Here is a 23,032-nt window from a genome sequence, read left to right as displayed (position 1 = left end):
GTAGAGATCCCGTTAACGGGATGCTGCAGGGGTGGACCGGGTGGTGCAGGACCCGGCGGCTCCCGCCGGTTCCGATGCTCGGTTCGGATCGGGCTCGTCGGCGGTACTCTCGGCGGACCGCTCCGCCCAGACCTTCACCGTCGAGACGATAGAGGGACGGAGCGACACCACCAATCGATTTCACCGGCCGAGGAATCGAGCGGCCAGTGCGGCGATCGGTGACCGTCGTGCCCGCACCGGGAGCCGTCCGGATGTGATGTCTTCCAGCAGGGTTGCGACGGTTTCCCTGGCGCAGGCGCGGTTCGCGCCGATTCCGCCCGAGGGACCACGTTTGATCCAGCCGACCACGTAGGCGCCGCCGCGGCCGTCGATGCGGCCCGCGGTGTTCGGAATCGTGCCGCGGGCCTCGTCGAACGGCAGGCCGGGCACCGGCGTCCCGCGGTAGCCGACCGCGCGTACGACCTGTCCCGTGGTGATCTCGACCGGCCCGTCCGGACCGGTGACCCGGAGACCACGCACCTGCGTGTCGCCGAGGATCCCGGTGGGAGCGGAGTGGAAGCGCAGGACGATCCGGCGTGTGTCCGCGGCCGGCGGCGCGGTCCAGTCGACGGTCTCGCGGCCGAGTTCGCGCAGCAGCGGCGCTTTGCCGGTGCCCGCGTCGATCGCGGCCGTGGTGCGCGGGTCCGTGTCGTCGACGACGAGCGGTACGCCTGCGCGCTGTGCCAGCGCGAGCAGTTCCGGGGAGGTGTAGGCGGCGTCCTCCGGCCCGCGCCGGGCGAGCAGGACGACCTCACGGACCTTGCTCGCACGCAACCGTTCCAGCGCGTGCGGGGCGATCGTGCTGGCGGCCAGCGCGGCGGGATCGGCGGTGAGGATCCGAGCCACGTCCAAGGCGACGTTGCCGGTGCCGACCAGCACGACACGTTCCGCGGAGAGGTCCACCGCGTTCGCGGGTATGTCCGGGTGACCGTTGTACCAGCCGACGATGGTCGTGGCGGCGATGCTGCCCGGCAGGTCCTCGCCGTCGAGCCCGAGACGGCGTGCGGACGAGGCGCCGACGGCGTAGACCACCGCGTCGTGACGCTCGGCCAGCTCATCGACAGTGACGTGGCGGCCGACCTCGGTGCCCAGGCGCATCCGCAGCCGCGGGTGCTCGTGGAGACGTGAGAAGGTTTCGCCGATCCGTTTCGTGGCGGGGTGATCCGGGGCGACGCCGAAACGGACGAGCCCGCCCGCGACCGGCAATCGGTCGATCAGGGTGACCCGCGCGTTCGTGTGCAGGAGCAGATCCTCCACGGCGTACATCCCGGCCGGGCCGGTGCCGACGACGGCGATGTCCGGCGGCGCGAAGTCGCTCGGGATGGCCCGGTCGAACGTCGGAGGACTCCAGCGGTGAAAGTTCGGCGCCGGGTCGGCCGCGGGCACGGTCTCGCGGTCGGCGTAGTACTTCGCGTTGAGCCCCGCATAGACCTTCAGTGACCCGGTGAGCAGATCGACCGGGAAGATCGCGTCCACGGGACAGGCGTCCGCGCAGGCTCCGCAGTCGATGCACGAGACCGGATCGACGTAGAGCATCTCCGTGGTGCCGAAGTCGGGCTCGTCCGGTGTCGGGTGGATGCAGTTGACCGGGCAGACCGACACGCAAGTGGCGTCGTTGCAACAGGTCTGGGTGATCGCGAAGGCCATGTCAGATCAGGTTCGCCCGCTTGTAGAACACCAGGGCGGGCCGGGTGAGCAGACCGCACGAGCCGAGGAACTCCATCAGCCCGGCGCAGCTGGACCGCATCATCGCCTTGTGGTGCTCATTGGACTTCGCCTCACGCAGCGCGCGCTCGGCGTCGAGTCCCGCGTTCTTGTAGACGTCGCGGTTGATCATGCTGCTGACGATGAAGTACGACGCGATCGCGATGACCAGCGCGTTGATCCTGCGGCGCAGGAAACCCGCGCCCTCCAGCTGTTCCCGCGTCTCTTCACGGGCGAACTTCATGTGCCGCGACTCTTCGACGACGTGGATGTTGTTGATGGTCCGCACGAACGGGACCACCCGCTCGTCGCGCATCCAGTCGCGCTGCATCACGTCGAGGACTTCTTCGGCGACGAGGATCGCCGCGTAAGCCGCTTCGCCGCGGGCCGTCGCCTTGAAGACGCGGCCGAGTTCGACGGCGAGCCTGCGCGGACGGTACGGGGGCGCACCGAGCTTCTCCGCCCCGCGGGCGAACATGATCGAATGCCGGCATTCGTCCGCGATCTCGGTCAGCGCCCACTGGAACGCCGGGTCGGTCGGATCCTTGGCGTAGAAATCGCGCAGCACCATCTGCTGCAGGATCATCTCGAACCAGATACCGGTGCTCGCGACCGAGGCGGCCTCCTGGCGCGTGAGCTCCTTTTGCTGCTCCGGGGTCATCTCCGCCCAGTAACTCGTGCCGAAGAGGGTGCTCCACTCCGGGCTGGCACCGTGGAAATCCTTGTCCAGCGGCGTCTCCCAGTCCACCTCGGTGGCCGGGTCGTAGGACAGCATCGCGGAGGAATCGAGGAGCCGCCGCGCGGTCTCTTTACGGCCGGCACCGGCCGCTTCCGCGGTTCGCGGCACATCGGTGCTGGTCATACGGACCTCCCTGACTAGGCGTTACCAAGGTTCACTGTTACCCAAGGTAACACCTAAATGGCGGCGCCGCGAGAGGGAGATCCCAGGATCGGGCGCGCCCCGCCGGCCCGATCATCGCGCGTACGGGGAAAGCCCCGCATACGCGGACAGACGGAGCACGAGCCCGTCTTCCGCCTCAGCCTCCCCGAGCGACGGTGGCTCGGGGAGCGCCGTGGCTTCATCCGAGAACAAGCTCTCCGCGAACGTGGCGACCATCTGTGGCGACGGCAGCAGTTCGCGACCTTGATAGCCGACGACGATCAGGTCCTCGCCGCTGCTGGTCTCCACGCCCAAAGCCCACCCATGTCGTTCGTCCCACAGCAACGCGACATCGCGGTCCGGTCTGCTCGGCAGTCTTCGCTCCAGTGCGAGGTAGGCGCTCGCGAGCGGTTCGAGCTGCACGCAATAGGCGTCTCCTTGCAGCCCCAGCGCCTCGCTCACCAGGCTCACATACCGATGCAGCCCCTTCAGTATCACTCCGTCGAATTCCGGTTCCATGCCGATCGCCACCCTGTGCTCGTCCTCGTCGGCACTGCGGCGCCGGCTGCTCGACGCGGCAATGAGGTTCACTCCGCCACACGGAGGGTTCCACTCGTGCCCGAGGCGAAACACGGATCGACCTGCCACAACGCTCCAGACCCAACTCCTCTACCGCAGAATACTTACAGCCACTGCTTGACAATATCTATAGTGCCTACTGTAGGTATTTGCGAAGCGCGAAGAACGTTGCCAGTGAGTGATCGGGAATGCCGGACAGTTCGCGCGATACGCCGGTGATCAGCGCTTTCGCCGATCTGGTCTACGCGGACGTGACGCGGCTGCGGGCCGAGTTCGACGAGATCGCGGCCGAGCGGCCTCGCGGCGTGTTCCCGGCAGCTGTTCCTGGCCGACAGGGCCGGGGCGTCCACACGCTTCTCCGGGGGTGGCCGAGTTGCGACGATGAGCAGGCCGGCTCATCCGGCCGTCACTGCGGAACCGGCCTACTCGTCGCCGCGGATACTCACTCCCGGCCGAGCACGATCGTGGGCTCGAGAGCCGTTTCGTCCAAGACATCAGACTCGCCGCGTGGTTCGGGCACGGTCAACGGGGTGGCCGGTGACTGAAGATCGAGCGTCTTCTCTTCGTAGGCGTATGTCATGGTTCTCAACTCCGTTTGGGCTACATCCGGCTGTTGGAGGCCGACAGGAGCCGGTTACCCGGTGCTCCGGGAATCAATCATCCGGCGCGTTCACCCGGACGAGTGGGTCTCCGCGGCGCCTCTGCCGCGGAGACCCATTTTCTTCATCCGGTCACCAGGTCACGCTGAACTCGGCCGTGACCCCCGCACCTGTTTTCGTCAACCGCGCGATCCGGCTCCGCCGGTCCGGAGACGGATCCTCCTGCGGGAGAGAACTCGAGTCGGTGATGTAGTTCCACGAGGCCCACCATGACCCGTCGGGCGCCCGGAGGGCGTTGAAAGCGCCGGGGCCGCGTTTGTTACCCGGCAGGTTCTTCTTGCGGTACTTGTCCGGCAGGCCCGGCCGGAAGCGCGGCTCGCCGTCCGGGGCAGGCTCGTAAGAGAAGTACGCGCGTTGCTCGTACATCGGCGTGCACCGGTTGCCGGTCAACGTGGTCCCGCAGTAGGCGACGCCGGTGGAGTAGCGGTTCGCGTACCAGTTGTTCCCCGAGTAGAAGAGGTACCACTCGCCGTCGATGCGGACGGCGTTGGGATTTTCGATCGTGAGGACGTCGTCCGCGGGGCTGTTGTGGTGGGTCCACTCGAGATTCACGTTGTCGATGAGCTTCTTCGCGTCGGCTTCGGTCAACCGTCGCACGTGACGTGGCCGGTCGAAGTCCAGTTTGGCGGCCCCCAGAGCGGTGACGCGGTCCTGCGTCCACGCCCCGTTGCGCAGCGTCAGCCAGACCTCGCCCTGTCCCCTGCTCACGTCGGCGTCGATCGCCCAGCCACGCTCCGGGCAGAACAGCGGATCGGCGTTGGCGACGTATCCTCCCGTGGCGCGCAGCGACGTGGCGTAGCCGATGCAGTGCTTCGCCTGCCCGGCGGGCTCGGAGCCGGGAAGCGCCGCGCTGTAGAACACGTAGTAGACGACTCGGCCGTCCTCCTGATGCGCGAACATCGCCCATGTCCACAGTGGAGAGTCGCGTCTCGCCCAGTAGCCGGCGGGGAAGGTGACACCGTCCCACGCGTCGCCGTCGACAGCGCCTCTGCGCTGGAAGGTTCCGTCCCCGAACTCGACCTTCGTATAGGGAAGCTTGTTGCCGGGGATGCTCGCGCCGACCGCGACATAGGTGTTCGTATCGGGCACTCGTATCAGATCGGCCGCCGGGAACCGCAAGTCCAGCGACTCGTCGCGCGGCCCGGTCTCGGCTGTCGCGCTCGGCACCGCCGCCACCAGACCGGCGACGACCGCCACGGCGATGACGATCTCGTCTCTGCCGGGTGTCGAGGCGTGTGAATTCGTTCGCCTCCTCGATGGCGAACAGTCGCCATTCGGGGATCGCCGATCGGGTCAGGCCGAACCGATCCGGGTGGCTCGCCGCGCGAGCGCGACCGGCTGAACTCCCCCGCTCCGTGGTGTTCGACCTGCCATCGGCGGTCGTAACCCAGTTCGTCGGCGAGGACGGCCCCTCCTGCCAGGGCCGGATCCGACCGAGACCCGTTCGTCACCGATACAGGCAAACGGGTCAGCCGCACACAATCAGGTGACGAGCACCGACGACACGCCTTCCCGAATGCCACGCCCCGTCGCGGATTGTCGCGATTCCGCCAGCACATCGGGGACGGTAAAAAGCGCACGATCCACTCACAAGAGTGAGCAGCACCCGGCAATGGCGCCTCCTTTGCGCCGGAAAGGGGAATCGCGAGCGCTACTCAAATGGCGGCATTCGACGACGCGGCCTCTGTCGTAACGTCGATTCCCATCCACACCAAGCAACGAATTCCGCTATCCCATGGAGGTTTCGTGATCCGACGTCCCCTGCGCACCATGACCGTCCTGATCGGCGCCGCGGCAGCCGTCGCCGCGTTCGCGACCCCGGCCTCGGCGGCGACATCGGTGCTGAGCGAAGCGGCGGGCCCGGCCACATTGGCTGCCGCGCAACAGAAACTCGGCGCCGCGCTCGGTGCCGCTTTCGCCGGCTCCTGGCTGGACACCACGACCGGCGAACTGGTCGTCGGCACCACCGACGCGAGCCGGGCGGCGCGGATCCGCGCCGCGGGCGCGGTCCCGAAGGTACTCCGGCACAGCACCGCCGCACTGAAGAAGATCCAGTCCACATTGGACGACAGAACCCAGGGCGTGCCCGACTCGGTCGCCGGCTGGTACGTCGACGCGCCCTCGAACGAGGTCGTGGTCAGCGTGGTGGGCGGTGATCCCGCCGGCCGGGCATGGGCCGCCTCCGCCGGCGTCCCGGTACGGGTGAACCAGGTGAGGAGCGCGCCACGGCCGTTGTGGAGCGTGATCGGCGGGCAGGGTCTCTACTTCAGCGGTGGCGCCTGCTCGGTCGGGTTCAACGCCTACGACAACGACGATCGTTACGTGATCACCGCGGGCCACTGCACCGAACTCGGCGGCACCGTACGCGGCGTCGACGGCACGATCGGCAGGGTCGAGCGGTCGTCTTTCCCCGGCAACGATTACGGCACGGTCAAGGTGACTTACTCCGACGTCTCGACGCCGCCCCGGGTCGACCGGTACGAAGACGGATCCGACGTCCGGATCGAAGGTGCCGACGTGGTCGGCGTCGGCGGGCGGATCTGCCGCTCCGGGATCACCACGCACTGGCGCTGCGGGCGGGTCGAAGCGCTGGACCAGACGGTGAACTACGGCAACGGGAACATCGTGCGCGGCCTCACCCAGACCAACGCCTGCGCCGAACCCGGCGACTCCGGCGGCTCGTTCGTCAGCCGTCCCTCTTCGGGTGCCGACACGAAACTGGTGCAGGCGCAGGGTATGACCTCGGGTGGGTCCGGTAACTGCGACGAGGGCGGCACCACGTTCTTCCAGCCCGTCAGGGAAGTGCTCAACCGTTACGGTCTGACACTCGAAAAGGACTGATCACCCGCGGCGAGGGGCGGCCGGCTCACCGGCCGCCCCTTGACCTGTTCGGCGAGTTCACCGGCCTCGCGAACCAGCGTCTCGATCTCGGCCCAACGGCGGCGGACCCGTTCGTGATCGGCGACCAGCGTGCCGGAAACCATGCACAGGAACAAATTCGCGTCCGTCCCGACTTCCGCGAGCCGAAGGAACGGCCGCCGGTCTTCCTCGGTTCCCGCTCCGTGCGCCTCCGCCCATTCACGAGCACGCATCCCGGCGTCGTGGCAGGTGTCGACGAGGAGGGTCCGGATCTCCTCCGGCCGGTTCCCCGGCCTGGCGGGAGGTTTCCCCATCAGCGGGAAGATGTTCCAAGCCACCGAGAGCAGGCAGTCGGCCACCTCGTCCATCGACTCCACGTTCACCGCCGGGAGTGTTCCCGCCCGCGCTCGCCGTCAGGCGCAATGACTCGCGTGATCGGCGGGGTCGACCCGATCGGGTGAGTCGCGACGCCCCAATCCGGCAGTCCCGATGTCACCAGGGATCACATCGGCGGGTAGTGAGTGTTCCGCTTCGCCAGGAAGCCGCTCGCATGAAGGTGTCCTTCACGCGCTGAGGAAGGTGTGAGGGCGCGACACACCCCGCATCACGAGTCCCTGGGCCCGCACGTCGACGACTCGCAGGCCCGCGATCAGCCCGGACAGCCCTTGGTGGCCTTGAGGCCGGATCGCGAGAATGCCGCTGACGAAGAACAACAGGTTCGCGAGCGGCTCGAATCCGCTGTTGACCGCCGAAGCCAGGGTGAGCAGCGTGAAGTAGCCGCCGGAACCGGCGAGGAATCGCACGGCCATCCGCCAGGGGGTGGGCTTCCCGCCGTCCGGCCCGGCGGGGCGCAGCAACACGACCCGCTGGCCGAAGCTGGCGCCGTTGCCCGCGACGGGGATGACGAACAGCAGGAGCACCGCGGGCAGCAGGGTGCCGATCAGTGCCGTGACCACGGTGTTCGGCTGACCCACCAGCAGGGTCGTGACGATCGCGATGGTGGCGCCGAGCAAAACGACCGATCCGACGTCGACGGCCATGCCGAGCAGACGGCGGCGCGCGGTGACCGGCCGCGGCGTGCCCGCGGGTGCGGACGGTTCGTTCCCTGGCAGCAGCCGCAGCAAAGGAGCGAGCCCGAAACCGACGGCGGCGCCGACGGTGTTGGTCAGCAGATCGTCCACGTCGGCGAGCCGGTACGGGCACTCGAACAAGAACCAGACCCCGGTGAGCTGGGTGCCTTCGATGAACAGCGAGACCGCGAACCCGACGGCGACGGTGGCCGCGAAACCGCGCCGGAACAGGTGCCGCACGAACATCCCCAGCGGCACGAACAAGGCGACGTTGAACACCGCCTGCTGGACGGCGGGATTGCGCAGGAACGCCCGGACGCCCGCCCCGGCCTGTTCGCGGCGGATGTCGGCGACGAACTGGAACGGGCGAAGTTGCAGATGACCGGTCGCGTGCTCGGCGCACCACACCGCCGTCGTCTCCGGGATGGGAAGCAACGTGTACGTCCACAGGGACATGGCGTAGATCAGGAACCCGAACACCAGCAAAACCCGCCAGAGCCCGAGTTCGCCGCGGCGCCGATAGCTCGCGGCGATGTACGGGACGGCCAAGAGGCCCGCGAGCACGAACCCCGCGAACACCGCGATGACCGCGGAGATGGTCGGATCAGTCACTCGCGGAAGCTAACAACGCACGCTCCGGCGCACCCGTCACGCCACCTGGGAGGGTGACTGCTTCGGACGCGGCGAAGGCTCGCTGACGCGCGAGCGCGGCGATGGCGAACGTCAGGTGGACGACGACCCAGTTACGGTCTTCGCGGTGCACCCGCTGCAACAGGTCGAGGGTGGCGTCACCCGGCGTGCGCCCCTGACGGCAAGCGTCGATGAACGCCTGGGTCAGTTCGTCGACGTTCCTCCGGAACTCCGCGAAGGCGTCGGCGGGTTGGGTGTTGGTATAGAGGTCCACGGTCACGTCACTCAGCGTTCCATAGCGCGACGCATAGTCACGAGTTGGCCGAGCGCGAATCACTCACATGAGGTAGCTCACCCGCCGATCTGTGCTCTGCGTCACGCCGAAGCTAGTCCGGCGAGCAGGCGGCGTTCCCGTTCGGCCGCCTTCGCCGGGCGGGTGACCGGGAAGCGCTGGTCGAGTTCGACCAGCAGCGGGGTCGCCGCCATCAGTGCCAGAAGGGCGAGCCCGGCGTAAGCGCCCACGGTCGCGATGATCGTCATTTCGGCCTCCTCGATCCCTGTACCGCCCGTTGCGGCGGCCTGGAACCAGGATCGCCTCCCGGCAGGGATCGGCGGATCGGTCATCCGGCGGGCGCGCCTCGACCGGTCGGCCTTTTCGGCACTGTCCGATCGGCCGATCCAGGACGGCGGTGCAGCAGGTCGAACCGCGACCACATGGCCTCGGCCGCCTCGATCGATTCCCCGGTGCGGGCGGGATCGACGGCGGCGAGCTGCGCGACGATCGCCTGCACCAGGCTCATCCCCGCGGTCAGCGACGGAAAGAAGGTCACACCCTCGGCCGGCACCATCAGCACCTGTTCGACGGCGCCCGCCAGCGCGGGGCTGGCCGCGTCGGTGATGGCGAAGGCACGCGCTCCCCTCGCCTTGGCCTCGTTCGCGGCGAGCACGGTGCTCTCGTACAGCCGCCAGAAGCTGATCGCGATGAGGACGTCTTCGGAGGAGAGTTTCGCCGTGGCGTTGGCGAGTTCGGCGTCGCCGGCGGTGATCGCGTGGACGTCGTACCCGGCGAGCCGGGCGTTGTGCGCGAAGGCGATCCCGACGGCGGCGTAACTGCCGTCGGCGATGACGACCGTGCGGCGCGCTGCGGCGACAGCCTGCGCGACGTTGCGGATATCGTCCTCGGCGAACCGCCGGTTGAGCAGCGCGAGGCTGTCGAGGTCGCGGCGCAGCGACGCCGATCCCGGTGAGTCGACGTCCCGGTGTTCCTCGGCGACCTGCGGCGCACTCAGCGACGACATGTACCGCGCCCGCAACTCCTGCTGCAGTGCCGGCCAGCCCGCGAAACCCAGCGCCTGCGCGGTGCGGGTGACGGTGGCGACGTTGACCCCGGCGAGCTGGGCGAGTTCGGCCGTCGAGCCGAACGACGCCCGGCGCGGTTGCGAGACCAGCACTTCCAGCACGGCGGCCGACTTCGGCCGCAGGCCGCGTTCCGGCGTCCGATCCCGAAGCCACGCCTCGAAACCGTCGTCGGTTCCCGTCTCTGTCACACACGCCCTCCCTCGACCGCGTCACGGTAACGCATGGTGCCCGTCGAACCACTTGCAACAACCATTGCAGTTTCGCCGAAACGCAGTATACGTTGTCCGCATTCTCGTCTCCCCTAGTCGCCCGAACCACGGAAGGCGTTCCCCATGGCGCTTCTGGCACGACTCGACCGGCTTCCACTGAGCCGTCCACACTACAAACTCCTGCTCATCGGCGGACTGGGCTACACCTTCGACGGGATGGACTCCGCCGTCGTCGCCTTCCTTCTGCCGAGCGCGAAAGCCGCGTGGGGCCTCGACAACGGGCAGCTCGGGCTGATCGGTTCGGCGACGCCTTTCGGCTTCCTCTTCGGCGCGATCGCCGCCGGCCTGCTGGGCGACCGCATCGGCCGCAAGAAGGTCATGATGTACGCGCTGGCCTTCTACGCGGTGTTCTCGGTGTTCGCCGCGTTCTCCCCCAACTACGAGATCTTCCTGGGCGCCCGGGTGCTGGCGGGGGCGGGCGCGGGCGCCGAAAGCGCGATCATCGCGCCGTTCCTGTCGGAATTCGTGCCTGCCAAACGACGCGGCTGGTTCGTCGGCGCGCTGGCCGGATTCTTCTCGTTCGGTTTCGTCGCCGCCGCGCTGATCGGGAGGTTCGTCGTCCCGACGGTGCCGGAGGGCTGGCGGGTCGCCCAGCTGATCACCGCGCTGCCGATCGTCATGTTGCTGTGGTGGCGCCGTTCCCTGCCGGAATCACCCAGGTTCCTCGTCGCGAACGGACGTCACGCCGAGGCCGAGAAGATCGTCGCGAAGCTGGAGCGGGACGTCGAAAAGGCGACGGGACAAGAACTTCCGGCCGTCGCGGAGACCGATGCACAGCCCGCGAAGGAAACCCCCAAGGTCAACCTCCTCAGCGCGCTGAAGTTCCTGTGGAGCCCCGCGATGGCCCGCCGCACCGCGGTGATCTGGACCGTGTGGTTCGTGATCACGTTCTCCTACTACGGCTTCTTCTCCTGGATCCCCACGCTGCTCGTCGAGCGGGGCATCACGGTGACCAAGAGCTTCGAGTTCTCCATCATCATCTACCTGGCGCAGATCCCCGGGTACTTCTCCGCGGCCTGGTTGTCGGAACGGCTCGACCGCAAGCACACCATCGCGTTGTACCTCGCGGGCTCGGCGGTGAGCGCGTTCTGGCTGAGCCAGATGGACGCGCCATGGTCGATCACCCTCGCCGGGGCGGTGCTGTCGTTCTTCCTCAACGGCACCTACGCCGGCGTGTACTCCTACACCCCCGAGGTGTTCCCGACCTGGATCCGCGCCAGCGGGACCGGGCTGTCCAGCGCGTTCGGCCGGCTCGGCAGCATCCTGGCCCCGACGATCATCGGCCTGTCCGCGGCGAGTCTCGGTTTCGCGGGCGTCTTCGGCCTCACCACCGCCGTCCTGGCGGCCGGGGTGGTGTGCGTGGTCGTGTTCGGCCTGTCCACCGCCGGCCGTTCCCTGGAAGAACTGACCGAACACGGCGCGCCCGTGAAAACCGCCAAGGAGATGACGAAGTGACAGTGTCACTGTCCACTGTGGAGGACAAGACCCGGGCCTCGATCGGCGTACGGCTGTTCACCGTGCTGGCCTGGGTGCCCGAACGGCGGGCGCTGCGGCGCGTGCACAGCAGTCATCCGGACGAGTACCCGGTGGGCGGTGAGAAGACCGTCGAGGTGGCGGCGGGCTGGCTGGAGCGGTGCATCACCGGGCAGGAGCCCTTCTTCGGCCCGGACAGCGCGGCGGTGCGCGAGATCTTCGCCGACCACGAACTCATCGACCGGCTCGGCTGCGGCGCGGTGATCAACGTGCCGGTCGTGGACGATGGCCGCACCCTCGGCGTCCTCAACATCCTCGACGCCGAAGGCAGCTACGACGACGATTCCGTCGCGGTGGCCCGATCCCTGGCACCGTTGGCTGCCCCCGCCCTGCGCGACCTCCTGGAGGAGACCCGATGACCGGATCGCTGCTGCTGCGCAACGCCCGCCTGCTCGACCCGGTCAAGGGCGAGTACACCGAGGGCGACCTCCGATGCGCCGACGGCCGGATCGCCGAGATCGGCACGGGTCTCACCGCCGGTGACGCGCGGACCGAGGACCTGCGCGGCGCTTTCGTGCTGCCCGGTCTCGTCGACGCCCACGTGCACGTCACCGCCTCGACCGCGGACCTGGGGTCGCTGCCCGCGTCTTCGCCGTCCTATGTGACCGCGCACAGTGCCCGCACGATGAGCCGGATGCTGGACCGGGGTTTCACCACCGTCCGTGACGCCTCCGGCGCCGACTACGGCCTCGCCGACGCGCAGGCCGAGGGCCTGTTCCGCGGTCCGCGCCTGCTGTTCTGCGGACGCGCCCTGAGCCAGACCGGCGGGCACGGCGACAGCCGGACCCGAGGCGCCAACGTCAGCGACGACCACCCGTGCTGCGCCGGTCTCGGCCGGGTCGCCGACGGCGTCGACGCGGTCCGCGCGGCCGCGCGCGACGAACTGCGCAAGGGGGCGCACCACATCAAGGTGATGGCCTCCGGCGGCGTCGCCTCCCCCACCGACCGGATCGACTCGACGCAGTACTCCGCCGAGGAACTGCGCGCGATCGTCGAGGAGGCGGAGGCGGCGAACCGTTACGTCGCCGCGCACGCCTACACCGCCCGCGCGGTGAACCGCGCGCTGGAACTGGGTGTGCGGTCGATCGAGCACGGCAACCTGATCGACGACCTCAGCGTCGAACTGTTCCTCCGGCACGACGCTTACCTCGTGCCGACCCTGGTCACGTACTGGGCGTTGAAGGAGGAAGGACGCGAGCACGGCCTCCCGGAATCCAGCTGGCGCAAGGTCGACGAGGTGCTCGGCGCGGGCATGGCCGCACTCGAACGGGCGGCCAGGGGCGGGGTGAAACTGGTGTACGGCAGCGATCTGCTCGGCGGGATGCACCGGCACCAGAACCACGAGTTCCGGTTGCGCGCCGAGGTCCAGTCCACGCTGGAGGTGATCCGCTCCGCGACGTCGACCGCGGCGGATCTGCTGAACCTGACCGGCGAGATCGGCACACTGGCCCCCGGCGCGCACGCGGATCTGCTGGTCGTGGACCGGGACCCGCTGGAGGACATCGGCGTCCTGGCCGAGCCGGAGAAGTTCCGGCACGTCGTGCAGGGCGGGACCGTGGTCTCCCCCTGACGCAATTCGTCACCTGTTTGCGTTGCTCTTCCGTCGCAAGCAGGTGACGAATTGCGGGGCCGCGCAGTCTCGTCAGAGCACGAAGCCGGCGGGGAACGGGTCGTCCGGGTCGAGCAGATACGTGGCGTTGCCGGTGATCCACGCGCGTCCGGAGAACTCCGGCACCACGGCGGGGATGCCGCCGACGGTGGTCTCGGCGACCAGTTCGCCGGTGAACGTGGTCCCGATGAACGAGCTGTTCTCGAACGGCGTGTGCAGCGGCAGCTCGCCTCGGGCGTGGAGCTGGGCCATCCGGGCCGAGGTGCCGGTGCCGCACGGCGAGCGGTCGAACCAGCCCGGATGGATCGCCATCGCGTTCCGCGAAGCCCGGGCATCCGATCCCGGAGCGAGGAACTGGACGTGTTTGCAGCCGCCGATCAGCGGGTCCGCCGGATGTTCCGGCGGACGCTGGTCGTTGATCGCCGCCATGATGTCCAGCCCCGCGGCCAGGATCCGGTCCTTCTCCGCGTGAGCGAACGGGATGTCCACTTGGGACAGTTCGAGGATGGCGTAGAAGTTGCCGCCGTAGGCCAGGTCGTAACGTACCTCGCCGAGACCCGGCACCTCGACGACCGCGTCACGTTCGGCGAGGAACGACGCGACGTTGCGGAGCTTGACGCGTTCCGCGCGGCCGTCCCGGACCTCGACCTCGGCGTGCACGAGCCCTGCCGGGGTGTCCAGTCGTACCACTGTCTTCGGTTCGGTCACCTCGATCATGCCGGTCTCCACCAGCACGGTCGCCACGCCGATCGTGCCGTGCCCGCACATCGGCAGGCAGCCGGACACCTCGATGTACACCACGCCCCAGTCGGCGTCCGGCCTGGCGGGCGGCTGCAGGATCGCGCCGCTCATCGCCGAATGGCCGCGCGGCTCGTTCATCAGGAACTGCCGCAGATGGTCCAGACGCGCCATGAAGTACCGGCGGCGTTCGGCCATGGTGTCGCCGGGGATGACGCCGATCCCGCCGGTCACCACCCGGGTCGGCATGCCCTCGGTGTGGGAGTCGACGGCGGTGATCGACCGGATCGACCGCATCTACGCCACCCCCGGCGAGGCGAGCGCGCGGCGCATGTCGGCGGTGACCTGCTCGCGGTGCTCGTCGGTCAGCGGGCCCCGGGGCGGACGGCACGGCCCGCCGTAGCGGCCGACGAGGTCCATTCCGAGTTTGATCGCCTGGACGAACTCGGTGCGCGAGTCCCAGCGGAACGCGGCCACCAGCGGTGCGTAGAGTGCCCTGGCCTCCTCGAGTTCGCCGGACCGCGCCAGATCGAACAGGCGCACCGACTCGGCAGGGAAGACGTTGGGGAACCCGGCGAACCAGCCTGTCGCGCCCATCAGCAGGCTCTCCAGCACTACGTCGTCGGCACCGCTGATCACGTCCAGACCCGGCGCCTGCTCGCGGATCTCCAGCACCCGCCGGACGTCACCGGAGAACTCCTTGACCGCGACCACGTTGTCGATCTGCGCGATCTCGGCCAGCAGCGCGGGCGTGAGGTCGACCTTGGTGTCGATGGGGTTGTTGTAGACCATCACCGGCAGGCCGACCGACGCCACCGCCTCGAAATGCGCGAGCACCTCGCCGCGGTTCGCGCGGTACATCGTGGGCGGCAGGCACAGCAGGCCGTCGGCGCCGTCCTCGGCCGCCACCTCTGCCCAGTGCTTGGCCTGGTGCGAGCCGGGGCCGTGCACGCCGACGACGACGATCCCGTCGTCGCCGACGGTTTCGATCGCGGTGCGGGCGGCGCGGCGGCGCTCCTCGTCGGTCAGCGACGAGTATTCGCCGAGTGAGCCGTTCGGGCCGACGCCCCGGCAGCCGTTGTCGACCAGCCAGCGGCAGTGCGCGGCATAGGCGTCGTAGTCCACGGCCAGCCCGGCCGGCGCCGACTCGTCCGCCCGGTACGGGAGGGCGGTCGCGACGACGACGCCACCGAGGTCGGGGGTGCTCATTCGGGTTCTCCTTCGGTTCGGGCGGCCAACTCGCCCAGCCGGATCGGCTGGGCGATCGGGCGGTGGTGCCGTTCGGTGCCACCGCAGAGTTCGGACACGGTCGGACCGCACATTCGGCCCTGGCACGGGCCGAGGCCTGCCCGGGTGCCGAGTTTCAGCGCGTGCGGGCCGGGACAGGCCGCGTCTTTTACCGCAAGCGTCAGTTCGCCGTACGTGGTTTCCTCGCAGCGGCAGACGATCGTGTCTTCGCGCAGCCAGCTTCGCCAGGCCGTCCCGATCGGATGGGCCGTGGCGAGGCGTTCGGCGAAGGTGCGAGCCCGGTCGCGGGCGCGGGTCAACTTCGGCGACGGCTCACCTCCGGCGGCGACGCATCCCGCCACCGCCCCCTCGGCCGCGGCGGTGACCGCGCCGCCGATGCCGGTGATCTCGCCCGCGGCGAAGACACCGTCCACAGTGGTCCGCTGCTCGCCGTCGACCCGGACGAAATCGCCGTCCAGGACACAGCCCGCGGCGACGGCCAGTTCCGGCTGCGGGACGAACCCGTGCCCGACGCAGACCGCGTCGACCTCGTACGTTCGCTCGGTACCGGGGACGATCGACCAGTCCGCGCGGACCTTCGCCGTCACGACCTCGCGGACGCGGTCCGCCCCGCGTGCCTCGATCACCGCCCGGCCCAGCCGGTACGGGACTCGATGACGAGCCAGCGTCGCACCGTAACGTGCCATTTCCCCCGCTTTCCCGGCGTGGGCGGCCAGGCGCCACGGGCGGGACGACCATCCTTTTCGGACGGTGGCGAACGGGTTCGCCTCCAGCACCGCGACCACTTCGGCCCCGACGCCCAGCAACGATTCCGCGACCGGCAACAGGAACGGACCGGCCCCGGCGACGAGGACCCGCTCGCCGATCGCGACCCGCTCGCCCTTCGCCAGCGCCTGTGCCGCGCCCGCGGTGTATACGCCGGGCAGTTCCCAGCCGGGGAACGGCAGGGTGCGGTCGTGCGCCCCGGTCGCCAGGATCAGCGCGTCCGGGGCGAAGGACAGCCGCCGCCGACCACCGCCGTCGGACTGGCCGCGCAGCACGTGCACCCGCTTCTCCGCCCGGTCGAACGCCCAGACCGTGGACCCGGGCAGCCACTGGCATCGCGGATGCGCGAGCACCCGACGGCGACGGGCGAACTCCGCCCAGCCGTGCTGGACCCGGTCGGGACGCCGCGCCGCGTAGGCCTCGGGCAGCATCCGGTGATACTGGCCGCCGGGAGCTTCCGCCTGGTCCAGCACCGTGACGCGGGCCCCCGCCCGCAGCGCGTGCTCGGCCGCCGCGAGCCCGGCCGGTCCGGCGCCGATGATCACCAGGTTCACGCGGTCTCCTCCCGGGACTGGGTGTGGATCTCGTCGCCGTCGGCGGCCGGGCGGCGGCACGCGCGGACGTCGGGCACGTCGTTCACCGTGAGCAGGCAGTCGAAGCACGCGCCGATCCCGCAGAAGACCCCGCGTGGCGCACCGGAACGTGTGGTCCGCCACGAGGTCCGTCCCGCGGCGAGCAGGATTCCCGCCACGCTCTGCCCGGCGATCCCGGTCACCGGTTCGCCGTCGACGGTGATGCGGATCGGCCGGTCGGTGCGACCCACCGGATCGCGATCGCGCGGCAGCAGCCATCCACTCATGCGGCCACCTCCGCCAGGACGGCCGGACGGTCCACCGTGAACTCTTCGATACTCATCGCGGGCTCCGTCCCGGTGAGCAGTTCGCACAGCAACCGCGCGGTGCCGGCACTCAGCCCGATCCCGGCGCCTTCATGTCCGGTGGCGTGCCAGAGGTTCTCCAGCCTCGGATCCTCGCCGAGCACGGGGAGATGGTCGTCCACGTAGGGCCGGAAACCGCCGTACGCGCGCATGATGGCGACGTCGGCGAACGCGGGGAACAGCCGCAACGCCTTGACCGCGATGGCACTCAGCACGTCCGGGCGGATCGCGTCGTCGAAGTTCACCCGGCGGCGTGACGAGCCGATCAGCACCGTGCCGCCCCAGGTCGACTCGACGACGGCGGAGGTCTGCAACTCGCCCGAATCGGCACCGACGGCGCCGACGTAATCGGCGTCGTAGACCTTGCGCCGGACGACGCCGGGCATCGGAGTGGTCACCAGCACCTCGCCCCGGCGAGGACGGATCGCGATCGGGGCGCCGAGGCGCGCCGACACCTGACCGGCCCACGGTCCCGCGGCGTTCACGACGATGTCGGCCTCGATGACCTCGCCGGGCACGCGGACGCCGGTGATCCGTCCGTCGTGGATGGTCGAGCCGACGACCTCGGTGTCGGACCGCAGCCGCGCGCCGTGGCGCAGCGCGGAACCCAGCAGTGCCAGCGCCGCGCCCGCGGGCTGGACTTGAGCGTCTTCCGGGTAGTGGAACGCGGCGGTCACCTCGCGGGTCAGCGCGGGCTCCGCATGGGCGAGGTCCTCGGGAGACAACGGTTCCGCGCGGACACCGGATTGCGACGCGGCGAACGCCCTGAGGGCACGGGCACCGTCGTCCGTGGTGGCGACCACGATGCCGCCTTTGGGGTCGTACTCGATCGCCGAAGCGGCACGGACGTCCTCGCCGGCGATCTCGGCGACCAGGCGGGGCCATAGCCCTATCGAAAGCTTCGCGAGTTCGAGTTCGGCACCGGGTCCCTTGTCCGAGACGAGGATGTTGCCCTCGCCGTGCGACGTGGTACCCCCGGCGGGACGGCCGCGATCCACGATCACGACATCGAAGCCCGCCCGACTCAGCTCACGGGCACACGCGGCGCCGACGATGCCCGCGCCGAGTACGACGACGCGCGTTCGGTTCATCGACCCTCCACTGTTCGGTAAAGCGAACGCTCGGAGCGTAGGTTCCCGCCGGGAGAAGTGTCAATGCCTCGGGAGCCGTCAGCCCTTCAGTACCGGATGCGGCCTGCCGTCGAGCCGTTCGTCGGCGCGGTACTGCAGCAGCAGGACCGAGTGCACCGGACCCTCCGAAGCGGTGTAGCGATGCGGCTCTCGGGCGTCGAAGGCGACGTAGTCCCCCGGGCCGACCTCGACCCTGCGGCCCGCTACCTCGACCTGCAGCGAACCCGACTGCACGATGGTGTGCTCGACCCCGACGTGCCCCTGCGAACGCTGCGGCGCGTCGCCACGCACCACCTGGTCGTACACCTCGAAGACGCCGTCACCGGTCTCGATCCGCCGCAGCGGCCGGAGATCCACTCCCTCACCGCTGAGCACCTCGACGTCGGCGCCGCGCACCACGGTGAGCGCGCCGCCCGCCCGGCGGTCCAGCAGATCCGAGATCGCCACCTCCAGCACCCTGGACAGGCTGAACACGGTCTCGATGGTCGGATTGCCACCGCCGGACTCCAGCTGCGACAGCGTCGCCTTGCCGATGCCCGACCGCCGCGAAAGCTCCGACAGCGAGATGCCCCTCGCCGCCCTGGCCGCACGCAGGTTGACCGCCAGCATGTCCCGGATCGAGGGCGTCTCGTCCTCCACCGCTTCTCCCCTGTCGTTCGTCAAACCGTACGATCGGAGGGGCGAATCGTTCGCTTTGCCGATCGAGTTCGCGGACATCATGACACGCCTCCTGATGGGGGCCGACGTCGTACACGCGGCACGCGGGATGTCCATTTGATGCGTTTATGCACGTTTCTCGACTGAGGTCGTGTGTGAAAAACAGGATTATCAAGAGGTAAGGACAGGTGGCCGGGTGTGCAGCGAAGAGGAGGCCCTTCGCTACGCCGGTGCCGTAGCCCTCGCCGAATCCGTGGTCGAGATGCGTCGCGAAAGCCACTTTCGCGACGCCTGACGTCCCGAAAGTGGCTCTCGCGACACCATCACTCCACGGCCGCGAGCGAAAACCCACGACCCGACACCTTTGCGTCACCCTCAACAGACCCGAAACGCCACTCACGACCAGTCGAAAAACGCCCGAATCGGACACTGTCGCCCCAGAGGCGTCCTCTGTGGACAGTCGCGCTCACCGCGGTCGGCTTCGGGACGGCGCTCCTGTACGTACTCGCCTCGCGGAAGGCCGCGAAACAGGAACGGGACGACACCGGGGAAAACGACTCGCACCTGCCCTAGCGGTCGGGATACGGGGCGGTCCAAGGCTCTTCTTCGAGACGGACGCCGTTGGCGACGTACGCGATCGTCCGGTACCAGCCCGCGAGTACGAGTAATTCCAGGAGTTGCGGTGCCGGATAGTGCTCGGCGAGCGCAGCCCACACCTCATCGGAAATCGTTGCCGTGTCGTGGAGTTCGTCGACGGCGCCGATCAGCGCGCGATGCCGGCCGGACCAGGCGGGATGCCCGGAGTCTCCGGAAACGGTGGCTTCGAGCTGATCCGGCGTCAAACCGACCGTCGGTGCGTAAACCGCGGCGTGGACACCCCATTCGTAGCGGCATCCGCATCGGGCGGTAACCCGTGCGATGACGATTTCCCGGTCCAGCGCGGGCAATTCCCCGTGCGCGAGCAGGCCGGCGCCCAGGACACGCATCCGTGAAGCCAGTTCCGGGTGGTGCTGCAGCAACCGGAACAGCGCCAGCGGGTCTTGCGGCACGCCGGGCGGCATCCATTTGCGAAGAGCCTGTTCGATGTCCGCCGCGTAGGGCGGAGCCAGTGGTGCGATCCGTGCCATGACCACCTCGTGTGCTTCGACTTTCGAACCACTATGCTGCTTCGAAAGTCGAAGCGCAAGGGGAAAATATGCCCGCTCACCCGATTCCGCGGCCCGGGCGGCCGGTTCGCGGTTCCGAAACCGGCCGCCCGCTCATGGCCGCGCTCGATCTGCTGGGGCGCCGGTGGACCCTGCGGGTGATCTGGGAACTGCGCCGAGGCGAGGTCGGTTTCCGGGAACTCCAGCGGCGCTGCGAACTCATGTCGTCGAGCGTGCTCTCCACCCGGCTCGGCGAACTCACCGAAGCTCGCATTGTCGAGACCGGCGGTGAGGGTTACCGCCTGACCCCACTGGGTGAACAGCTCCTCGACGCGTTACACCCACTCGAAAACTGGGGTCGCGCCTGGGAGAAGGCGTTGCGCGACTGATCATGGGCGGAGATGAATCCCACCGTTCACCCCCTGTGGTATTGCCAGATGCGGCGAGCAGCGTACGGTGAGAAGCACGTGAGGTTGAGTCCACCAGCCCGCGAGAACGACCCGCATGTCCGCGGCCCAGCAGCTTTCCGGGGCGACGCGGCGGCGCGTTGACTTGCGCAGCTGCTGTGCAGGCTTGCCCGTTGTCCGTCTCGTCCCTGGTTATCCGGGAGACCAGCATCATGACCGAACGCATTCCGTCCACCCGAGGCAGCCGCGACGGCCCGATCCTCCGCGCCGTCATCCGCCAAGGCGTTCCCTCACCGCGTCCGGCGGACGAGGAGCTGTTACGGGTCCGGCGGATCCGCTGGAGTCAAGACCTGCTCGTCATCGCCGCGACCGGGGAGATCGACCTCGCCACCGCCGGAAAACTGGAACGCTCGCTGGACGGCCGCCTCCCCGCGACCACCGTGCTCGACCTCACCGAGGTGGCCTTTCTCGGCGTCGCCGGGTTACGGGTCATCGAATCCGCCGCCGCGCGCGCCCGGTTCGAACACCGCACGACCGGGCTCGTCGCCGACACCCGGCCCGTGTTGCGGTTACTGCAGCTGTTCAGGGTCGACGCCCACATTCCCGTGTACCGGCGCCTCGACCAGGCGCTCCGGGAAGTATCGAACCACTGACCGCCGCGCCGCTCAGGATCCGGCGAGCGGCAGAAGCGTCGAGAGGCCGGTTTTCGAAGCCAGCCGCCGGATCGTCGGCGACGGCAGGAAACTGAGGTCGACACCCTGGGTGCCGCATCGGTCGTTGATCCTGACCAGGGTCGCCAAACCGGTGGAGTCGCAGAAGTTCACTCTTTCGAGGTCGACGACGAGCCTGCCGGGCACCGGCTCCAGCACCGCCTCGAAGGTCTCCTTGAGATCTTCGGAGGTCGTCAGGTCGATCTCCCCCGCCACCGCGATGACGACTTCGGCGCCATCGGGCCTGGCGACGGTCACCGAGAACGGGATCTCCCGGTTGTCGCCGTCTCCGCTCGTCACCCTCATCCACCCCTTACGATCGGCACCCCGCTGCTCTCGAACATATCGGATCGCGCCGACGTCTCGTGCGGCACTCGTGTCCCGCTCCCGTCGGTGCCTTAACCTGGTCACTGGATCCGGTGGTCGTGGACCGCGGCGGGCGACGAGGAGAAGCTTCGTGATGCCGATCGACGAGCCGGTGCGCGAATCCACCGACGAGGTGGTCCTCGAGGTCGCCGCCATCCCCGCGCAGGCGGCCGCGTTGCGGGACCTTCTGGCGAAATGGGCCCTCGAACGGGGTCTTCCCCGGGAACTGGCCGAGGATCTCAAGCTCACCGCCTACGAGGCGATGACGAACGTCGTCAAGCACGCGTACCCGAACGGCACCGACGCCAACGTCATGACGATCACCGCCGCCCACGAGGACGACCGGCTCAAGATCACCGTCGCCGACGAAGGCCGCTGGCGCGACGGGCACCGCCCGGACGGCGGCCGCGGTTTGCCGATCATCCGTGCCTTCGCACCGGAGGCCTCGGTGACGAGTACACCCACCGGGACCATCGTCCGGCTCGCTTGGCCTTGCCCCTCCGCCTGACCGGCCCCAGCTCGGGCCGGCGACGATCCCGTTGACCCAGCTGGCGGGACCTCCGGCCGAGTCCGGGACGGCACGGTGACGGTCGCCGTCGCGGTCGAACCCGGCAGGACCTCGTTGACGCGCACTCCGTTGTCCACCCGCGGCAAGTGGTGCACCGCTCCCCTAAGGACACCGCGGTGTGGCGGCCGGACCGGTCGTGGTCAGCGTGAGCGTGAGCGATCCCAAGGGCGGTCGCCGCGGCGGCTCGCTTCACCCGGACGTTCGTGACATCTCGTCCCGTTCGACGAGCGAACTCATCGGAAAGAGGCCCACGAACGCCGAAAAGATGCCACCGATTCCCCGGAACAACTCCGAGGAGTGACACGCGTCTTCAGGACCGCCGGGTCGCGTGCGCGGCCCAGCGGCCATTGATGCGATGGACCTCGACGTCGCGTTCGTAACAGGCGGAAAGCCCTTCGCCGGTGAGGACCTCGTCGATGGGCCCCGCCCCGGTGACCTTGCCGCGACGCACCATCAGGGCGTGCGTGGCCGTCGCCGGGAGCTCCTCCAGGTGATGCGTCACGGTGACCGTGGCCAGATCCGGCTGGGCCAGTGTCAGGTTCTCAAGCGCCATCAGGAGGTCTTCGCGGCCGGGCAGGTCGAGACCGGCGAACGGCTCGTCCAGCAGGAGCAGCAGCGGGTCGGCCATGAGCGCCCTCGCGAGCCGGACCCGGGCGCGTTCACCCTGCGAGCACACCCGGATCGGCCGGTCGCGCAGTTCGGTGCAGCCGACCAGTTCGAGCAGTTCCGCCGCCCTGTCCCGGATCGCGTCGTCGTAGCGATCCCACAGCGGGAGCACGCTTCCGCTGAACCCGGTGAGCACCACGGTGTGCGCGTCGTGGTTCTCCGCGTCGGGCAGCCGCTGATCGGCCCCCACGAAGCCGATATGCGTCCGCACGTCACACAGGTCGACCGCGCCCATGCGGTGGCCGAGCACGACGGCCGTGCCCGCTGGGGAACCGCCGGGTCGAAGCCATCGAAAGGATCGTCGACTTTCCGGCCCCGTTGCGGCCGAGGACGACCCAGCGCTGACCGTAGTCCACCCGCCAGTCGACGTCCGACACCAGCGACACACGGCCGACGTGCACCTCGACCCCGGAAAGCTCCACCGCCGGTCCGTCGAGGTTCGGCTGCACGAAGACGGGTTTGGTCACGCGATTCATGATCGCAGGACGCGCGACCCGCGCATGCC

General features: G+C 69.1%; 27 protein-coding genes. 8 read left to right on the top strand and 19 right to left on the bottom strand.

Annotation, left to right across the window (positions count from 1 at the left end):
• Positions 1-180: 180 nt before the first annotated feature.
• From ACZ6DT_RS20960 to ACZ6DT_RS20950, 3 genes are all read right to left on the bottom strand, one after another.
• A complete protein-coding gene (locus tag ACZ6DT_RS20960) occupies positions 181-1,686 on the bottom strand; it encodes an FAD-dependent oxidoreductase (protein ID WP_465597615.1) in 1,506 nt (501 codons plus the stop codon).
• Position 1,687: 1 nt separating this feature from the next.
• Positions 1,688-2,605 (bottom strand): AurF N-oxygenase family protein, encoded by a 918-nt coding sequence (locus ACZ6DT_RS20955; RefSeq protein WP_465597612.1) that lies wholly within the window; start codon positions 2,603-2,605, stop codon positions 1,688-1,690.
• Positions 2,606-2,716: 111 nt separating this feature from the next.
• The gene (locus tag ACZ6DT_RS20950; RefSeq protein ID WP_465597609.1) at positions 2,717-3,214 is read right to left on the bottom strand and encodes a DUF6292 family protein; all 498 of its coding nucleotides are present in this window, start codon (positions 3,212-3,214) and stop codon (positions 2,717-2,719) included.
• A gap of 176 nt (positions 3,215-3,390) precedes the next feature.
• Here ACZ6DT_RS20950 and ACZ6DT_RS20945 point away from each other — a divergent pair, with 176 nt between their 5' ends.
• Positions 3,391-3,747 carry a hypothetical protein gene (locus ACZ6DT_RS20945; RefSeq protein WP_465597606.1) on the top strand — a complete coding sequence of 119 codons (357 nt, stop codon included), beginning with the start codon at positions 3,391-3,393 and terminating at the stop codon, positions 3,745-3,747.
• 186 nt (positions 3,748-3,933) lie between these two features.
• Here the strand turns inward: ACZ6DT_RS20945 and ACZ6DT_RS20940 are convergent, their stop codons facing one another.
• Positions 3,934-5,058, bottom strand: a complete 1,125-nt coding sequence (locus ACZ6DT_RS20940; RefSeq protein ID WP_465597603.1) for a family 43 glycosylhydrolase — start codon at positions 5,056-5,058, stop codon at positions 3,934-3,936.
• A 549-nt stretch (positions 5,059-5,607) separates the two neighbouring features.
• On the opposite strand from ACZ6DT_RS20940, the gene ACZ6DT_RS20935 reads away from it, so the two are divergent.
• Positions 5,608-6,702 carry a S1 family peptidase gene (locus ACZ6DT_RS20935; RefSeq protein ID WP_465597600.1) on the top strand — a complete coding sequence of 365 codons (1,095 nt, stop codon included), beginning with the start codon at positions 5,608-5,610 and terminating at the stop codon, positions 6,700-6,702.
• Here ACZ6DT_RS20935 and ACZ6DT_RS20930 read toward each other — a convergent pair.
• The 5 genes from ACZ6DT_RS20930 to ACZ6DT_RS20910 all read right to left on the bottom strand — a co-directional run bounded on the left by ACZ6DT_RS20930 (position 6,675) and on the right by ACZ6DT_RS20910 (position 9,967).
• Positions 6,675-7,103 carry a hypothetical protein gene (locus ACZ6DT_RS20930; RefSeq protein WP_465597597.1) on the bottom strand — a complete coding sequence of 143 codons (429 nt, stop codon included), beginning with the start codon at positions 7,101-7,103 and terminating at the stop codon, positions 6,675-6,677. The genes ACZ6DT_RS20935 and ACZ6DT_RS20930 overlap by 28 nt on opposite strands.
• Before the next feature lie 180 nt (positions 7,104-7,283).
• Positions 7,284-8,402, bottom strand: a complete 1,119-nt coding sequence (locus ACZ6DT_RS20925; RefSeq protein ID WP_465597594.1) for a VanZ family protein — start codon at positions 8,400-8,402, stop codon at positions 7,284-7,286.
• The gene (locus tag ACZ6DT_RS20920; protein WP_465597591.1) at positions 8,395-8,700 is read right to left on the bottom strand and encodes a hypothetical protein; all 306 of its coding nucleotides are present in this window, start codon (positions 8,698-8,700) and stop codon (positions 8,395-8,397) included. The genes ACZ6DT_RS20925 and ACZ6DT_RS20920 overlap by 8 nt, the downstream gene beginning before the upstream one ends.
• 95 nt (positions 8,701-8,795) lie before the next feature.
• The gene (locus ACZ6DT_RS20915) at positions 8,796-8,960 is read right to left on the bottom strand and encodes a hypothetical protein (protein WP_465597588.1); all 165 of its coding nucleotides are present in this window, start codon (positions 8,958-8,960) and stop codon (positions 8,796-8,798) included.
• Between the two features lie 80 nt (positions 8,961-9,040).
• Positions 9,041-9,967 (bottom strand): MurR/RpiR family transcriptional regulator, encoded by a 927-nt coding sequence (locus ACZ6DT_RS20910; protein WP_465597585.1) that lies wholly within the window; start codon positions 9,965-9,967, stop codon positions 9,041-9,043.
• Between the two features lie 144 nt (positions 9,968-10,111).
• Between ACZ6DT_RS20910 and ACZ6DT_RS20905 the strand changes: the two genes are divergently transcribed.
• Genes ACZ6DT_RS20905 through ACZ6DT_RS20895 form a run of 3 tightly spaced genes read left to right on the top strand, consistent with a single transcriptional unit; the run spans position 10,112 to position 13,151 of the window.
• Positions 10,112-11,503, top strand: a complete 1,392-nt coding sequence (locus tag ACZ6DT_RS20905) for an MFS transporter (RefSeq protein ID WP_465597582.1) — start codon at positions 10,112-10,114, stop codon at positions 11,501-11,503.
• Positions 11,500-11,940 (top strand): GAF domain-containing protein, encoded by a 441-nt coding sequence (locus ACZ6DT_RS20900; protein WP_465597579.1) that lies wholly within the window; start codon positions 11,500-11,502, stop codon positions 11,938-11,940. Before ACZ6DT_RS20905 ends, ACZ6DT_RS20900 begins: the two co-directional genes overlap by 4 nt.
• Entirely contained in the window at positions 11,937-13,151 is a 1,215-nt protein-coding gene (locus ACZ6DT_RS20895) for a metal-dependent hydrolase family protein (RefSeq protein WP_465597576.1), read from the top strand. The genes ACZ6DT_RS20900 and ACZ6DT_RS20895 overlap by 4 nt, the downstream gene beginning before the upstream one ends.
• Positions 13,152-13,223: 72 nt before the next feature.
• Here ACZ6DT_RS20895 and ACZ6DT_RS20890 read toward each other — a convergent pair whose 3' ends face one another.
• The 7 genes from ACZ6DT_RS20890 to ACZ6DT_RS20860 form a co-directional block, all read right to left on the bottom strand.
• Positions 13,224-14,225: a proline racemase family protein gene (locus tag ACZ6DT_RS20890; protein WP_465597573.1), complete on the bottom strand. Its 1,002-nt coding sequence runs from the start codon at positions 14,223-14,225 to the stop codon at positions 13,224-13,226.
• Positions 14,226-15,137 (bottom strand): dihydrodipicolinate synthase family protein, encoded by a 912-nt coding sequence (locus ACZ6DT_RS20885; RefSeq protein WP_465597570.1) that lies wholly within the window; start codon positions 15,135-15,137, stop codon positions 14,226-14,228.
• Positions 15,134-16,495 (bottom strand): FAD/NAD(P)-dependent oxidoreductase, encoded by a 1,362-nt coding sequence (locus tag ACZ6DT_RS20880; protein WP_465597567.1) that lies wholly within the window; start codon positions 16,493-16,495, stop codon positions 15,134-15,136. Before ACZ6DT_RS20880 ends, ACZ6DT_RS20885 begins: the two co-directional genes overlap by 4 nt.
• Complete coding sequence (locus ACZ6DT_RS20875) at positions 16,492-16,800, bottom strand: (2Fe-2S)-binding protein (protein WP_465597564.1); 309 nt, start codon at positions 16,798-16,800, stop codon at positions 16,492-16,494. Before ACZ6DT_RS20875 ends, ACZ6DT_RS20880 begins: the two co-directional genes overlap by 4 nt.
• On the bottom strand, positions 16,797-17,969 hold the full coding sequence (locus ACZ6DT_RS20870; protein WP_465597561.1) for an NAD(P)/FAD-dependent oxidoreductase: 1,173 nt from the start codon (positions 17,967-17,969) through the stop codon (positions 16,797-16,799). The genes ACZ6DT_RS20875 and ACZ6DT_RS20870 overlap by 4 nt, the downstream gene beginning before the upstream one ends.
• A gap of 78 nt (positions 17,970-18,047) precedes the next feature.
• Entirely contained in the window at positions 18,048-18,647 is a 600-nt protein-coding gene (locus ACZ6DT_RS20865; protein WP_465597558.1) for a helix-turn-helix domain-containing protein, read from the bottom strand.
• Between the two features lie 587 nt (positions 18,648-19,234).
• Entirely contained in the window at positions 19,235-19,792 is a 558-nt protein-coding gene (locus ACZ6DT_RS20860; protein ID WP_465597555.1) for a carboxymuconolactone decarboxylase family protein, read from the bottom strand.
• A 68-nt stretch (positions 19,793-19,860) separates the two neighbouring features.
• On the opposite strand from ACZ6DT_RS20860, the gene ACZ6DT_RS20855 reads away from it, so the two are divergent.
• Both ACZ6DT_RS20855 and ACZ6DT_RS20850 read left to right on the top strand, forming a co-directional pair.
• Entirely contained in the window at positions 19,861-20,199 is a 339-nt protein-coding gene (locus tag ACZ6DT_RS20855; protein ID WP_465597552.1) for a winged helix-turn-helix transcriptional regulator, read from the top strand.
• Between the two features lie 230 nt (positions 20,200-20,429).
• The gene (locus ACZ6DT_RS20850) at positions 20,430-20,870 is read left to right on the top strand and encodes an STAS domain-containing protein (RefSeq protein ID WP_465597549.1); all 441 of its coding nucleotides are present in this window, start codon (positions 20,430-20,432) and stop codon (positions 20,868-20,870) included.
• A 12-nt stretch (positions 20,871-20,882) separates the two neighbouring features.
• Here ACZ6DT_RS20850 and ACZ6DT_RS20845 read toward each other — a convergent pair whose 3' ends face one another.
• Positions 20,883-21,233, bottom strand: a complete 351-nt coding sequence (locus ACZ6DT_RS20845; RefSeq protein ID WP_465597546.1) for an STAS domain-containing protein — start codon at positions 21,231-21,233, stop codon at positions 20,883-20,885.
• Between the two features lie 154 nt (positions 21,234-21,387).
• On the opposite strand from ACZ6DT_RS20845, the gene ACZ6DT_RS20840 reads away from it, so the two are divergent.
• Positions 21,388-21,801, top strand: coding sequence for an ATP-binding protein (locus ACZ6DT_RS20840; protein WP_465597543.1), 414 nt, complete (start codon positions 21,388-21,390; stop codon positions 21,799-21,801).
• Positions 21,802-22,171: 370 nt separating this feature from the next.
• On the opposite strand, the gene ACZ6DT_RS20835 is transcribed toward ACZ6DT_RS20840, so the two are convergent.
• Positions 22,172-22,762, bottom strand: a complete 591-nt coding sequence (locus ACZ6DT_RS20835; RefSeq protein WP_465597540.1) for an ATP-binding cassette domain-containing protein — start codon at positions 22,760-22,762, stop codon at positions 22,172-22,174.
• Positions 22,740-22,994 (bottom strand): ATP-binding cassette domain-containing protein, encoded by a 255-nt coding sequence (locus ACZ6DT_RS20830; RefSeq protein ID WP_465597537.1) that lies wholly within the window; start codon positions 22,992-22,994, stop codon positions 22,740-22,742. Before ACZ6DT_RS20830 ends, ACZ6DT_RS20835 begins: the two co-directional genes overlap by 23 nt.
• Positions 22,995-23,032 lie beyond the last annotated feature (38 nt).

This window comes from Amycolatopsis sp. NPDC041971 (genome assembly GCF_055588925.1).
Note: the sequence above shows the minus strand (reverse complement) of the source record. Positions and strands in the feature narration are given on the sequence as shown.

Coding starts and splice junctions, on each gene's coding strand:
- ACZ6DT_RS20960 (WP_465597615.1), bottom strand. CDS start 1,686: ATGGCCTTCGCGATCACCCAGACCTGTTGCAACGACGCCACTTGCGTG.
- ACZ6DT_RS20955 (WP_465597612.1), bottom strand. CDS start 2,605: ATGACCAGCACCGATGTGCCGCGAACCGCGGAAGCGGCCGGTGCCGGC.
- ACZ6DT_RS20945 (WP_465597606.1), top strand. CDS start 3,391: ATGCCGGACAGTTCGCGCGATACGCCGGTGATCAGCGCTTTCGCCGAT.
- ACZ6DT_RS20915 (WP_465597588.1), bottom strand. CDS start 8,960: ATGACGATCATCGCGACCGTGGGCGCTTACGCCGGGCTCGCCCTTCTG.
- ACZ6DT_RS20905 (WP_465597582.1), top strand. CDS start 10,112: ATGGCGCTTCTGGCACGACTCGACCGGCTTCCACTGAGCCGTCCACAC.
- ACZ6DT_RS20895 (WP_465597576.1), top strand. CDS start 11,937: ATGACCGGATCGCTGCTGCTGCGCAACGCCCGCCTGCTCGACCCGGTC.
- ACZ6DT_RS20890 (WP_465597573.1), bottom strand. CDS start 14,225: ATGCGGTCGATCCGGTCGATCACCGCCGTCGACTCCCACACCGAGGGC.
- ACZ6DT_RS20885 (WP_465597570.1), bottom strand. CDS start 15,137: ATGAGCACCCCCGACCTCGGTGGCGTCGTCGTCGCGACCGCCCTCCCG.
- ACZ6DT_RS20875 (WP_465597564.1), bottom strand. CDS start 16,800: ATGAGTGGATGGCTGCTGCCGCGCGATCGCGATCCGGTGGGTCGCACC.
- ACZ6DT_RS20870 (WP_465597561.1), bottom strand. CDS start 17,969: ATGAACCGAACGCGCGTCGTCGTACTCGGCGCGGGCATCGTCGGCGCC.
- ACZ6DT_RS20860 (WP_465597555.1), bottom strand. CDS start 19,792: ATGGCACGGATCGCACCACTGGCTCCGCCCTACGCGGCGGACATCGAA.
- ACZ6DT_RS20855 (WP_465597552.1), top strand. CDS start 19,861: ATGCCCGCTCACCCGATTCCGCGGCCCGGGCGGCCGGTTCGCGGTTCC.
- ACZ6DT_RS20850 (WP_465597549.1), top strand. CDS start 20,430: ATGACCGAACGCATTCCGTCCACCCGAGGCAGCCGCGACGGCCCGATC.
- ACZ6DT_RS20845 (WP_465597546.1), bottom strand. CDS start 21,233: ATGAGGGTGACGAGCGGAGACGGCGACAACCGGGAGATCCCGTTCTCG.
- ACZ6DT_RS20840 (WP_465597543.1), top strand. CDS start 21,388: ATGCCGATCGACGAGCCGGTGCGCGAATCCACCGACGAGGTGGTCCTC.
- ACZ6DT_RS20835 (WP_465597540.1), bottom strand. CDS start 22,762: ATGGGCGCGGTCGACCTGTGTGACGTGCGGACGCATATCGGCTTCGTG.